The sequence below is a fragment of the Salmonella sp. SAL04157 genome (genome assembly GCF_046551635.1).
Classification (GTDB): Bacteria; Pseudomonadota; Gammaproteobacteria; order Enterobacterales; family Enterobacteriaceae; genus Salmonella; species Salmonella enterica.
This window is the reverse complement of record NZ_JBGDVS010000012.1, coordinates 1-13,047: the sequence shown is the minus strand read 5'-3', so window position 1 is coordinate 13,047 and position 13,047 is coordinate 1. Positions and strand designations below refer to the sequence as shown.

Genomic DNA, 13,047 nt, shown 5'->3' with positions numbered 1-13,047 from the left:
AGTTAATTCGCATCGTGCCAAATAAGAAATGCTTATGAACATGTGGCGTAGAGATGCCGGATGGCGCTGCGCTTATCCGGCCTACAAGACGGGGGAGGCCCGGTAAACATCGTGTCACCGGGCAATATGCATTAATGCCAGCAAAAATGATGTACTACCTGGGTAATCAATTCCCGGGTTGGCTTAATAAAACGCGTTTCGAGATATTCATCCGGCTGATGCGCCTGATTAATTGAGCCCGGACCAAGCACCAGCGTTGGGCATAATGTCTGCATAAACGGCGCTTCAGTACAGTAGTTCACCACGTCGGTTTTTGTTCCCAACAGTTTTTCTACTACTTCAACCAGTTGGTGGTCCGGTGGACACTCGTAACCTGGAATCGGTGGATGTAATTCTGCCACCGTCAGGCGGCCCGGCCAGCGTTCGCTTACCGGGGCCAGCGCGTCGTTAAGCAGTCCATTAAGGTCGTTTAACGTCATGCCCGGCAGTGGACGAATATCCATATGCAATTCGCAGCAGGCGCAGATACGGTTTGAGGCATCGCCGCCGTGGATATGGCCCAGATTCAGCGTTGGATACGGAACGGTAAACGCCTCGTAGTGATACCGCGCTTTCAGCGAGTCACGCAGTTGCATGATATGGCCAATCGCATCGTGCATCAGTTCAATGGCGTTAACCCCACGCGCCGGGTCGCTGGAATGGCCGGACTGCCCCAGGACGCGAACGACATTAGAGATATGCCCTTTGTGCGCGCGTATCGGTTGCAACGACGTCGGTTCGCCAATGATCGCGCAGTCCGGACGTAATGCCGTGGTTTCGGAAAAATAACGCGCCCCCGCCATGCTGGTCTCTTCATCGGCGGTCGCCAGAATGTAGAGCGGCTTTTTCAACTTTGTGACGTCAACGTCACGTAGCGCGTCCAGAATAAAAGCGAAGAAGCCTTTCATATCCGCAGTGCCCAGACCATAGAGCTTATTGTTGTGCTCGGTCAGCGTGAACGGGTCGCGCGTCCAGCGTCCGTCATCAAAGGGAACCGTGTCGGTATGGCCGGTCAGCAGCAAACCGCCCGCGCCATGTCCGGTGCTGGCGAGCATATTGAATTTGTTTCGCGTTCCTGGAACCGGTTGAACCTCTACGTTGAAACCAAGATCGCTGAACCAGCCTGCAAGCAAAGTGATTAAAGACGCATTACTTTGATCCAGGGATTCTTCGGTTGCGCTTATCGACGGTGTGGCAATCAGAGCGCGGTAAATCTCGATAAATGGCGGTAAAACGTTTTTCATTGTTGACACACCTCAGGTCATGATAGTATCAATATTCATGCATTAATTATGAATAAAAATACATTAACGTTGAGCATAAAGGAACCCGATGTTGAATACGCTGATTGTAGGCGCTAGCGGTTATGCGGGCGCAGAGCTTGTAAGCTACGTAAATCGCCACCCACATATGACCATAACCGCTTTGACCGTCTCAGCGCAAAGCAATGATGCAGGAAAGTTAATTTCTGATTTACATCCGCAGTTAAAAGGGATTGTCGACCTGCCATTGCAACCGATGTCGGATGTACGTGATTTTAGTGCAGATGTTGATGTGGTGTTCCTGGCGACAGCGCATGAAGTGAGCCACGATCTGGCGCCGCAATTTTTACAGGCCGGATGCGTCGTATTCGATCTTTCCGGCGCGTTTCGGGTAAATGATCGCGCCTTCTATGAAAAGTACTACGGATTTACTCATCAGTATCCTGAGCTGCTGGAGCAGGCGGTGTACGGTCTGGCGGAGTGGAATGCCGATAAACTGAACACGGCGAATCTGATTGCGGTTCCTGGTTGCTATCCAACCGCAGCGCAGTTGTCGCTAAAACCGCTGATTGACGGCGGTCTTTTGGATCTGACGCAGTGGCCGGTAATTAATGCCACCAGCGGGGTGAGCGGCGCGGGGCGCAAGGCGGCAATATCGAACAGTTTCTGTGAAGTGAGTTTGCAACCGTATGGCGTGTTTACGCATCGTCATCAGCCGGAAATCGCCGCCCATCTGGGCGCGGAGGTCATCTTCACCCCGCATCTGGGGAATTTCCCGCGCGGGATTCTGGAAACCATTACCTGCCGCCTGAAAGCGGGAGTAACCCATGCGCAGGTCGCCGACGTGTTGCAAAAAGCCTATGGCGACAAACCGCTGGTGCGCCTGTATGACAAAGGCGTTCCGGCGTTAAAGAACGTCGTCGGGCTGCCGTTCTGCGATATTGGTTTTGCCGTCCAGGGCGAACATCTGATTGTGGTGGCAACCGAAGACAACTTGTTGAAAGGCGCAGCGGCGCAGGCGGTGCAGTGCGCTAATATTCGTTTTGGCTTCGCTGAAACGCAGTCTCTTATTTAAGGGTGAAATGATGAATCCATTAATTATCAAGCTGGGTGGCGTATTACTGGATAGCGAAGAGGCTCTGGAACGTCTTTTTACCGCGCTGGTCAACTATCGTGAGTCCCATCAGCGTCCGCTGGTGATTGTTCACGGCGGCGGTTGCGTGGTGGATGAGCTGATGAAAGGGCTTAATTTGCCAGTGAAAAAGAAAGACGGCCTGCGCGTGACGCCTGCCGATCAGATTGGCATCATTACCGGCGCGCTGGCGGGAACCGCTAACAAAACTCTGCTGGCCTGGGCGAAGAAACACCATATCGCCTCTGTTGGTCTGTTTCTGGGCGATGGCGACAGCGTAAAAGTGACCCAACTCGATGAAGCTTTAGGCCACGTCGGGCTGGCACAGCCGGGGTCGCCGAAGCTGATTAACATGCTGCTGGAAAATGGCTTTCTGCCGGTGGTCAGCTCCATTGGCGTAACAGACGACGGCCAACTGATGAACGTCAACGCCGATCAGGCGGCAACCGCGCTGGCGGCGACGCTGGGGGCCGATCTGATCCTGCTTTCTGACGTGAGCGGTATTCTGGACGGCAAAGGCCAGCGTATCGCCGAAATGACGGCGTCCAAAGCCGAGCAGCTTATCGACCAGGGCATTATTACCGACGGGATGATTGTGAAAGTGAATGCGGCCCTCGATGCTGCGCGGGCGCTGGGTCGCCCTGTGGATATCGCTTCCTGGCGTCATGCGGAGCAACTGCCGGCGCTGTTTAACGGCACGCCGATTGGCACGCGTATTCTGGCTTAACTATTTGTTCGCCCGATGGCGGCTGCGCCTTATCGGGCCTACGTGAACAGAAATTATAGGCCGGATAAGCGTAGCGCCATCCGGCAGTGAAATTCGAAGAATTTAAGGAAGTCTATTATGGCACTTTGGGGTGGGCGTTTTACACAGGCGGCAGACCAGCGGTTTAAACAATTCAATGATTCGTTGCGCTTCGATTACCGTCTGGCGGAGCAGGATATTGTCGGTTCTGTGGCCTGGTCCAAAGCATTGGTCACGGTAGGCGTACTGACTGCCGATGAGCAACGACAGTTGGAAGAAGCGCTGAACGTGCTGCTGGAAGAGGTTCGCGCGAATCCGCAGCAAATCCTGCAAAGCGATGCGGAAGATATCCATAGCTGGGTGGAAGGTAAGCTCATCGACAAAGTGGGTCAGTTGGGTAAAAAGCTGCACACCGGACGCAGCCGTAACGATCAGGTGGCGACGGACCTGAAACTGTGGTGCAAAGAGACGGTGAGGGAACTGCTTACCGCTAACCGCCAGCTACAGAGCGCGCTGGTGGAAACCGCGCAGGCGAACCAGGACGCGGTAATGCCGGGATATACCCATCTGCAACGCGCGCAGCCGGTGACTTTCGCCCACTGGTGTCTCGCGTATGTCGAAATGCTGGCGCGCGATGAAAGCCGCCTGCAGGACACGCTTAAACGTCTGGACGTGAGTCCGCTAGGTTGCGGCGCGTTGGCGGGAACGGCCTATGAAATTGACCGTGAACAATTGGCAGGCTGGCTGGGCTTTACGTCTGCGACCCGCAACAGCCTGGACAGCGTGTCCGATCGTGACCACGTACTGGAACTGCTTTCTGATGCGGCTATCGGCATGGTGCATCTGTCACGCTTCGCGGAAGATCTGATTTTCTTTAATTCTGGTGAAGCGGGTTTTGTAGAGCTTTCTGACCGCGTGACTTCCGGTTCATCGTTAATGCCGCAGAAGAAAAACCCGGACGCGCTGGAGCTGATTCGCGGTAAGTGCGGTCGCGTACAAGGGGCACTAACCGGCATGATGATGACCTTAAAAGGTCTGCCGCTGGCGTATAACAAAGATATGCAGGAAGACAAAGAAGGGCTGTTCGATGCGCTCGATACCTGGCTTGACTGCCTGCATATGGCGGCGTTGGTGCTGGACGGTATTCAGGTGAAACGCCTACGTTGTCAGGACGCGGCGCAACAGGGGTATGCCAACGCCACGGAGCTGGCGGATTACCTGGTCGCGAAAGGCGTGCCGTTCCGCGAAGCGCACCATATTGTCGGCGAAGCGGTGGTAGAAGCTATTCGCCAGGGTAAGCCGCTGGAAGCGTTGCCGCTGGCCGATTTACAGAAATTCAGCCGCGTGATTGGCGACGATGTGTATCCGATATTGTCTTTGCAGTCGTGTCTGGATAAACGGGCGGCAAAAGGCGGCGTTTCTCCGCAGCAGGTGGCGCAGGCCATCGACGATGCCAGGGCGCGCCTCGCGTTGTAGGCCTTATAAGCGTAGCGCTATCAGGTAATACTGCCCGGCCGAGCATCAGCGACGCCGGGCTTTTTTACGCAAAAAAAAGCGGACCAGAGGTCCGCAAAAGTTCACGTTGGCTTTAGTTATTTCGGGTTCGAGAGATACCCTCTGAACGGGTGGTGTTTTCAAGGGTTAAACGAGAAACCGCTCCGTTCTGTGATGTATTATTAATCAGAAAGGTTGATAGGGATAATCGTTCGTTGCTATGCTACCTATCGCCATGAACTATCGTGGCGACGGAGGATGAATAATGAATATTCGTGATCTTGAATATCTGGTGGCGTTAGCCGAACATCGCCATTTCCGGCGAGCGGCGGACTCCTGTCACGTCAGCCAGCCAACCCTTAGTGGGCAAATACGTAAGCTGGAAGATGAGCTGGGCGTTATGCTGCTGGAGCGTACGAGCCGTAAGGTGCTGTTTACCCAGGCGGGCTTACTGCTGGTGGATCAGGCGCGTACCGTACTGCGTGAGGTCAAGGTGCTCAAGGAGATGGCAAGCCAACAAGGCGAGACGATGTCCGGCCCGCTGCATATTGGTTTAATCCCAACAATTGGTCCCTATTTGCTGCCGCTTATCATTCCAATGTTGCACCAGACTTTCCCGAAGCTGGAAATGTATCTGCATGAGGCGCAAACGCACCAGCTGTTAGCGCAACTCGATAGCGGCAAGCTTGACTGCGCTATTCTGGCGCTGGTGAAAGAGAGCGAGGCGTTTATCGAAGTGCCGCTGTTTGATGAGCCCATGATGCTGGCTATTTATGAGGATCATCCGTGGGCGAATCGCGATCGCGTGCCGATGTCCGATCTGGCGGGCGAGAAATTGCTGATGCTGGAAGATGGCCACTGTCTGCGCGATCAGGCGATGGGGTTCTGTTTTGAAGCGGGAGCGGATGAAGATACCCATTTCCGGGCGACCAGTCTGGAAACGCTGCGCAACATGGTGGCGGCGGGCAGTGGTATTACACTACTCCCGGCGCTGGCCGTACCGCAGGAGCGTAAGCGCGACGGCGTGGTTTATCTGCCATGCATTAAGCCGGAGCCGCGTCGTACCGTGGGGCTGGTTTATCGCCCGGGATCGCCGCTGCGTAGCCGTTATGAGCAACTGGCAGAGGCCATCCGTGGCGCAATGGATGGCCATTTCGACAAGGCGTTAAAACAGGCGGTTTAAGCCGTTCAACGCCGCAACCCGATAAGCTTCCGCCATGGTTGGGTAGTTAAAGGTGGTGTTAACGAAGTATTCGATGGTGTTACCGCCACCTTTCTGCTCCATGATCGCCTGGCCGATATGAATAATTTCGGCGGCGCGTTCGCCAAAGCAGTGAATCCCCAGAATTTCTTTGGTTTCGCGGTGGAAGAGAATTTTTAGCGTGCCGACGTTCATGCCGACGATTTGCGCTCGCGCCAGATGCTTAAATTGCGCGCGGCCCACTTCGTAAGGCACTTTCATTGCCGTTAACTGCTGCTCGGTTTTGCCGACAGAACTGATTTCCGGAATGGTATAAATCCCGGTGGGGATATCTTCGATAAGATGTGCGGTCGCTTCGCCTTTCACCAGCGCCTGCGCTGCAATACGTCCCTGATCGTAGGCGGCGGAGGCCAGACTGGGATAGCCAATCACGTCGCCCACCGCATAGACGTGCGGCAGGGCGGTCTGGTACATACTGTTGACTTTGAGCTGTCCACGGCTGTCTGTTTCCAGACCAATATTCTCCAGCGCCAGCGAATCGGTGTTACCGGTACGGCCATTAGCATAGAGCAGGCAGTCAGCCTTCAGTTTTTTACCGGATTTCAGGTGCATGATGACGCCATCATCGCAGCCTTCGATTTTCTCATACTCTTCATTGTGGCGAATAACCACGCCGCTATTCCAGAAATGGTAAGAGAGAGAGTCGGACATCTCCTGATCGAGAAAGGCCAGCAGGCGATCGCGGGTGTTGATCAGATCCACTTTCACATCCATACCGCGGAAGATGGACGCATATTCGCAGCCGATAACGCCGGCGCCGTAAATAATAACGTGGCGCGGTTCATGGTGGAGACTCAGGATTGAGTCGCTGTCATAAATGCGCGGATGCGAGAAATCCACATCATTGGGATGGTAAGGACGCGAACCACAGGCAATAACAAATTTTTCTGCCGTCAGGGTTTCAACCGTGCCGTCATGGCATTCCAGCGCCAGGGTATGTTCGTCAATAAAATGGGCGTTGCCCTGCAAGATTTCACAGTGGTTACGCTCATAAAACCCCTGACGCATACGCGTTTGTTGATTAATCACGTTATCGGCATGATTAAGGATATCGGCGAATGAAGAACGAAGAAGACGGGAGTGGTCGCTATAGAGCGGGTTTTGATTAAATTCAATAATGCGGCTGACTGCGTGGCGAAGGGCTTTGGATGGAATGGTGCCCCAGTGGGTACATCCGCCGCCAACGTTATGATAACGCTCAATCACCGCGACGCGTGCTCCTTGCTTAACCAGACCCATTGCAGCGCCTTCACCGCCGGGGCCTGACCCTATGACGACTGCATCATAATCCCAGGAATGTGGCATGGTATTACTCACCTGTTTTTATACATAAAATAAACACGATGATAACATTTGCCCAGCTTTAACCCAATTATCGTTGTGCTTTTTTGCGAAGCCGGAGCACAAACTGTCTGTAAACAATCATTCACAATCCAGTGTGAACCCGTTACTTTTATTCTCTGGTATAGTGCCGAATAAGGCATATGGAAGGATTCAGACATTGTGATGGGTGTTAGAGCGCAACAAAAAGAAAAAACCCGGCGTTCGCTGGTGGAAGCCGCATTCAGCCAACTGAGCGCTGAGCGGAGTTTCGCCAGCCTGAGTTTGCGTGAAGTGGCGCGTGAAGCAGGCATTGCGCCAACGTCGTTTTACCGTCATTTTCGCGATGTCGATGAACTCGGTCTGACGATGGTGGATGAAAGCGGTCTGATGCTGCGTCAGTTGATGCGTCAGGCGCGACAGCGCATCGCGAAAGGCGGCAGCGTCATTCGCACGTCGGTCTCTACATTTATGGAGTTTATCGGCAACAATCCCAACGCCTTCCGTCTGTTGTTGCGCGAGCGTTCCGGCACTTCAGCGGCGTTTCGTGCCGCCGTCGCGCGGGAGATTCAGCATTTTATTGCGGAACTTGCCGACTATCTGGAACTCGAAAACCATATGCCGCGCGCGTTTACTGAAGCCCAGGCCGAAGCGATGGTGACTATTGTTTTTAGCGCGGGCGCAGAGGCGTTGGACATCGGCGCTGAACAGCGTCGGCAATTAGAAGAGCGGCTGGTATTGCAACTGCGCATGATTGCGAAAGGGGCGTATTACTGGTATCGCCGTGAGCAAGAGAAAATGGCACATCATTCCGAATAACGTGAAGGACGAGTAATGAAACAGTCAGGTCAAGATAAAGGTACGCTGTTGCTGGCGCTCATCGCTGGCTTATCGATTAACGGCACATTCGCGGCGCTGTTTAGCGCTATTGTGCCGTTCTCCGTATTCCCGGTTATCTCGCTGGTGCTGACGGTATATTGTCTGCATCAGCGCTACCAAAATCGTACTATGCCGGTAGGTTTGCCGGGGTTGGCCGCCGCCTGTTTCATTCTTGGCGTTTTACTGTATAGCACCGTCGTGCGTGCAGAATATCCGGATATTGGCTCTAATTTCTTCCCGGCGGTGCTGTCGGTGATTCTGGTATTCTGGATTGGCTTTAAGCTGCGTAACCGCAAGCAGGACACCGCGGAATAGCGTGCGAATGCCGGATGGCGGTATAACCGGCCATCCGACGTACATTTTACCTTGCGGTGAGTAATACCCCGCATTCCATATGATGTGTATACGGGAACTGATCGAATAGCGCCAGGCGAGACACCGTGTGCGTCTGGCTTAACGTTTCCAGGTTTTTGCACAACGTTTCCGGATTGCAGGAAATGTACAGAATACGTGGATAAGCCTGCACCATTTTCTCCGTTTCGCTGTCCAGACCGCTGCGCGGCGGATCGACAAAAATGGTTTCGCACTGATAGCGCTTCAGATCGATCCCCTGCAGGCGGTTAAACTCACGAACGCCATTCATCGCCTGGGTAAACTCTTCCGCCGCCATGCGAATAATTTGCACATTATCAATATGATTAGCGGTAATATTGTACTGTGCGGCAGCGACGGACGGTTTGGCGATTTCGGTTGCCAGCACGCGGTCAAAATTGCGCGCCAGCGCTAAAGAAAAATTGCCGTTGCCGCAATACAACTCAAGCAGATCGCCTTTTGAGTCTTTCGTCACCTCCAGCGCCCACTCTAACATCTGAATATTCATGGCGGCGTTTGGCTGCGTAAAGCTGTTTTCGACCTGGCGGTAGATCATCTCTTTACCTGCCACAGGCAGACGCTCATCAATATAATCCTGATCCAATTCGATTTTAGTTTTAGTGGCCCGGCCAATCAGGTGTACGTTCAGACCTTGCGCGCGTAAAGCATCGCGTAACGCAGTGGCGGCTTTACGCCACTCTTCGTCCAGCTTCTTATGGTACAGCAACGACACTACCGCCTGGTTGCTCAAGGTCGTGAGATAATCGATCTGGAACAGCTTATGCCGCAGTGCATGATTATCGCGCACGCCGGCAATCATCGCCTTCATTAAGGTATTAATCAGTTGGCTGGCCGCCGGGAAGGTGTCAACGCGAATCCGGCTTTTGGTCTGCTGATCAAACATAATGTGGTACAGGTCATCGCCGTCATGCCACAGCCGAAATTCCGCACGCATACGATAGTGACTGACCGGCGAGCGAAATACTTCCGGAACCAGGCCAGAAAACGGCGCCATCATACTCTGCAAGCGCGCCACTTTTTCGGCCAGCTGCGCCTCATACTGTTCTGTCGGAAGATGTTCGGGGGTCATATCGCATCCTGAATAATAAAAGTACGCGGGGATTGTAGGGATTGCTCAGTGGATGTCCAGCTATTGATGATTTCTGATTTGTGATGCGCGGTCTGGACAGGGTGTTGTGACAGACGGTAGCATCCGTGGGCCGGTCCTGTGAGTTAATAGGGAATCCAGTGAAAATCTGGAGCTGACGCGCAGCGGTAAGGAAAGGTGAGATGAGAGCGTAAGCAGACACTGCCTCCGGCGGGAAGTCATCATTTCTGCTATCCAGCCAACGGATAACCCTCCAAGCCCGAAGACCTGCCGGCTAACGTCGCATCTGGTTTTTCATCATCGCGTACTATCGATGAAGCCTGCGGCATCCTTCTTATATTGTGGATGCTTTACAATGATTAAAAAAGCTACGCTGCTGACGGCGTTCTCCGTCACGGCCTTTTCCGCTTGGGCGCAGGACACTAGCCCGGATACCCTGGTTGTCACCGCCAACCGTTTTCAGCAGCCGCGCAGCGCGGTTCTGGCGCCCGTTACCATCGTGACGCGTCAGGATATTGAACACTGGCAATCGACCTCCGTAAATGATGTTCTGCGCCGTTTGCCTGGCGTCGATATTGCGCAGAGCGGCGGCGCCGGACAAAACTCCTCCATTTTCATTCGCGGCACCAACTCCAGCCATGTACTGGTATTGATTGACGGCGTGCGTCTGAATTTAGCAGGCGTGAGCGGGTCCGCCGATCTCAGCCAGTTCCCGGTGTCGCTGGTACAGCGCATTGAATATATTCGCGGTCCGCGCTCCGCTATTTATGGTTCCGATGCTATCGGCGGCGTAGTAAATATCATTACGACGCGCGATAACCCAGGCACAGAATTAACCGCTGGATGGGGAAGCAATAGCTACCAGAATTACGACATCTCGACGCAACAGCAACTTGGCGAAAACACGCGGGCGACGTTGATCGGCGATTACGAATACACCAAAGGGTTTGACGTGGTAGCGAAAGGCGGTACCGGGATGCAGGCGCAGCCTGACCGGGACGGCTTTTTGAGTAAAACGCTTTATGGCGCGTTAGAGCATACCTTTTCTGAGCGCTGGAGCGGATTCGTGCGTGGTTATGGCTACGATAACCGTACCGATTACGACGCCTATTACTCGCCGGGCTCGCCGCTGATTGATACACGCAAACTTTATAGCCAAAGCTGGGACGCCGGGCTGCGCTTTAATGGCGAACGTATTCAGTCTCAGCTGGTTTCAAGCTATAGCCACAGTAAAGATTACAACTATGATCCGCACTATGGCCGGTATGATACCTCCGCCACGCTGGATGAGATGAAACAGTACAATGTTCAATGGACCAACAGTGTGGTCGTGGGGCACGGTAATGTTGGGGCGGGCGTAGACTGGCAGAAACAGACTACCACGCCAGGTACCGGCTATGTGCCCGAGGGATATGACCAGCGTAATACCGGGGTTTACCTGACAGGATTACAACAGTTGGGTGACTTCACTCTGGAAGCGGCGGCGCGCAGTGATGACAACTCCCAGTTTGGTCGTCACGGTACATGGCAAACCAGCGCGGGATGGGAGTTTATAGAAGGTTATCGCTTTATTGCTTCCTACGGAACCTCCTACAAAGCGCCTAATTTGGGCCAACTGTATGGTTATTACGGTAATCCGAACCTGAATCCTGAAAAGAGTAAACAGTGGGAAGGCGCATTTGAAGGGCTAACCGCTGGCGTCAGCTGGCGTATTTCAGGTTATCGTAACGATATTAATGACATGATCGATTATGACGATCATCTGCAAAAATATTACAACGAAGGTAAGGCGCGCATTAAAGGTATTGAGGCGACGGCGAATTTCGATACCGGACCGTTAACGCATACGGTCAGTTATGATTACGTTGATGCGCGTAATGCGATTACCGATACGCCATTACCGCGGCGTTCCAAACAGATGGCAAAATATCAACTTGACTGGGACGTTTTCGATTTTGACTGGGGGGTGACATATCAATACCTTGGTTCCCGCTATGATTCGGATTACTCCGCTTACCCATACCGGACAGTAAAAATGGGCGGCGTCAGTTTATGGGATCTTACGGTTGCATATCCGGTCACCTCACATCTGACAGTTCGTGGTAAAATAGCCAACCTGTTCGACAAAGATTACGAGACAGTTTATGGCTACCAAACTGCAGGACGAGAATACACCTTGTCTGGCAGCTACACCTTCTGAACCACGTCCCACCGTGCTGGTATTTGATTCCGGCGTCGGTGGATTGTCGGTCTATGATGAGATTCGGCGGCTCCAGCCGGATCTCCACTATATATATGCTTTCGATAACGTGGCTTTCCCCTACGGGGAAAAGAGCGAAACGTTTATCGTCGAGCGCGTTGTCGAGATTGTGACTGCGGTACAGCAGCGCTATCCCCTTTCACTGGCGGTGATTGCCTGCAATACCGCCAGTACGGTCTCACTTCCCGCATTACGTGAAAAGTTTGCCTTCCCGGTGGTGGGCGTTGTGCCTGCGATTAAACCAGCGGCGCGGCTGACCGCCAATGGCGTCGTCGGGCTACTGGCGACGAGAGCGACGGTCAAACGTCCTTATACTCACGAGCTGATTGCGCGCTTCGCCAATGAATGTCAGATAGCGATGTTGGGGTCGGCAGAACTGGTGGAACTGGCGGAAGCTAAATTACATGGCGATTCGGTATCGCTGGAAGAATTGCGCCGCATATTACGCCCATGGCTACGAATGCCGGAGCCGCCTGACACGGTCGTTCTGGGGTGTACGCATTTCCCTCTATTACGGGAGGAGCTTTTGCAAGTCCTGCCCGAAGGGACGCGGTTAGTGGATTCCGGCGCGGCGATAGCGCGTCGTACAGCCTGGCTGTTGGAACATGAAGCGCCGGATGCGAAATCAACCGATGCCAATATTGCTTATTGCATGGCAATGACGCCAGGAGCTGAACAATTATTACCCGTTTTACAGCGTTATGGCTTTGAAACGCTCGAAAAACTGGCGGTTTAATGGCGTTTTGGGTAAATACCAGGCACTTGAAAAATTATTTTAAATTTCCTCTTGTCAGGCAGAAATAACTCCCTATAATGCGCCACCACTGACACGGAACAACGGCATACAGGCCGCCGGGTCAGCGGGGTTCAGACCAGAACCTCACGGAGAAAAGCGAAAATAAACGCTTGACTCTGAAGCGGGAAAGCGTAATATGCACACCCCGCGCCGCTGAGAAAAAGCGAAGCGGCACTGCTCTTTAACAATTTATCAGACAATCTGTGTGGGCACTCGAAGATACGGATTCTTAACGTCCTCGGACGAAAAATGAATACCAGGTCTCAAGAGTGAACACGTAATTCATTACGAAGTTTAATTCATTGAGCATCAAACTTTTAAATTGAAGAGTTTGATCATGGCTCAGATTGAACGCTGGCGGCAGGCCTAACACATGCAA

At 53.2% G+C, this 13,047-nt stretch carries 11 protein-coding genes and 1 riboswitch; of the genes, 8 read left to right on the top strand and 3 right to left on the bottom strand.

From position 1 onward, the window contains the following. Nucleotides 1-131 precede the first annotated feature (131 nt). Nucleotides 132-1,283, bottom strand: a complete 1,152-nt coding sequence (argE, locus tag ACLJRE_RS19890; protein WP_023212192.1) for an acetylornithine deacetylase — start codon at nucleotides 1,281-1,283, stop codon at nucleotides 132-134. 88 nt (nucleotides 1,284-1,371) lie between these two features. Here argE and argC point away from each other — a divergent pair, with 88 nt between their 5' ends. The 4 genes from argC to oxyR all read left to right on the top strand — a co-directional run bounded on the left by argC (nucleotide 1,372) and on the right by oxyR (nucleotide 5,855). Then, entirely contained in the window at nucleotides 1,372-2,376 is a 1,005-nt protein-coding gene (gene argC, locus ACLJRE_RS19885) for an N-acetyl-gamma-glutamyl-phosphate reductase (RefSeq protein ID WP_000935332.1), read from the top strand. A 7-nt stretch (nucleotides 2,377-2,383) separates the two neighbouring features. Beyond that, nucleotides 2,384-3,160, top strand: coding sequence for an acetylglutamate kinase (argB, locus tag ACLJRE_RS19880; protein ID WP_086776771.1), 777 nt, complete (start codon nucleotides 2,384-2,386; stop codon nucleotides 3,158-3,160). 117 nt (nucleotides 3,161-3,277) lie between these two features. Next, on the top strand, nucleotides 3,278-4,654 hold the full coding sequence (gene argH / locus ACLJRE_RS19875; protein ID WP_001230050.1) for an argininosuccinate lyase: 1,377 nt from the start codon (nucleotides 3,278-3,280) through the stop codon (nucleotides 4,652-4,654). 283 nt (nucleotides 4,655-4,937) lie between these two features. After that, nucleotides 4,938-5,855, top strand: a complete 918-nt coding sequence (oxyR, locus tag ACLJRE_RS19870; RefSeq protein WP_001025919.1) for a DNA-binding transcriptional regulator OxyR — start codon at nucleotides 4,938-4,940, stop codon at nucleotides 5,853-5,855. On the opposite strand, the gene sthA is transcribed toward oxyR, so the two are convergent. Next, nucleotides 5,838-7,238, bottom strand: coding sequence for a Si-specific NAD(P)(+) transhydrogenase (gene sthA, locus ACLJRE_RS19865; protein ID WP_001120789.1), 1,401 nt, complete (start codon nucleotides 7,236-7,238; stop codon nucleotides 5,838-5,840). The genes oxyR and sthA overlap by 18 nt on opposite strands. 198 nt (nucleotides 7,239-7,436) lie before the next feature. Here sthA and fabR point away from each other — a divergent pair, with 198 nt between their 5' ends. Both fabR and ACLJRE_RS19855 read left to right on the top strand, forming a co-directional pair. After that, nucleotides 7,437-8,072, top strand: a complete 636-nt coding sequence (gene fabR, locus ACLJRE_RS19860) for an HTH-type transcriptional repressor FabR (protein ID WP_000971960.1) — start codon at nucleotides 7,437-7,439, stop codon at nucleotides 8,070-8,072. A gap of 15 nt (nucleotides 8,073-8,087) precedes the next feature. Then, on the top strand, nucleotides 8,088-8,447 hold the full coding sequence (locus ACLJRE_RS19855; RefSeq protein ID WP_000813838.1) for a YijD family membrane protein: 360 nt from the start codon (nucleotides 8,088-8,090) through the stop codon (nucleotides 8,445-8,447). Between the two features lie 46 nt (nucleotides 8,448-8,493). Here ACLJRE_RS19855 and trmA read toward each other — a convergent pair whose 3' ends face one another. Further along, the gene (trmA, locus tag ACLJRE_RS19850) at nucleotides 8,494-9,594 is read right to left on the bottom strand and encodes a tRNA (uridine(54)-C5)-methyltransferase TrmA (RefSeq protein WP_023197536.1); all 1,101 of its coding nucleotides are present in this window, start codon (nucleotides 9,592-9,594) and stop codon (nucleotides 8,494-8,496) included. A gap of 114 nt (nucleotides 9,595-9,708) precedes the next feature. Continuing rightward, nucleotides 9,709-9,902: riboswitch (cobalamin riboswitch) on the top strand. A 65-nt stretch (nucleotides 9,903-9,967) separates the two neighbouring features. On the opposite strand from trmA, the gene btuB reads away from it, so the two are divergent. Together btuB and murI are read left to right on the top strand one after the other, a co-directional pair. Further along, on the top strand, nucleotides 9,968-11,812 hold the full coding sequence (btuB, locus tag ACLJRE_RS19845; RefSeq protein WP_023212191.1) for a TonB-dependent vitamin B12 receptor BtuB: 1,845 nt from the start codon (nucleotides 9,968-9,970) through the stop codon (nucleotides 11,810-11,812). Further along, nucleotides 11,757-12,608 (top strand): glutamate racemase, encoded by an 852-nt coding sequence (gene murI / locus ACLJRE_RS19840; protein ID WP_023212190.1) that lies wholly within the window; start codon nucleotides 11,757-11,759, stop codon nucleotides 12,606-12,608. Before btuB ends, murI begins: the two co-directional genes overlap by 56 nt. Nucleotides 12,609-13,047: the final 439 nt, after the last annotated feature.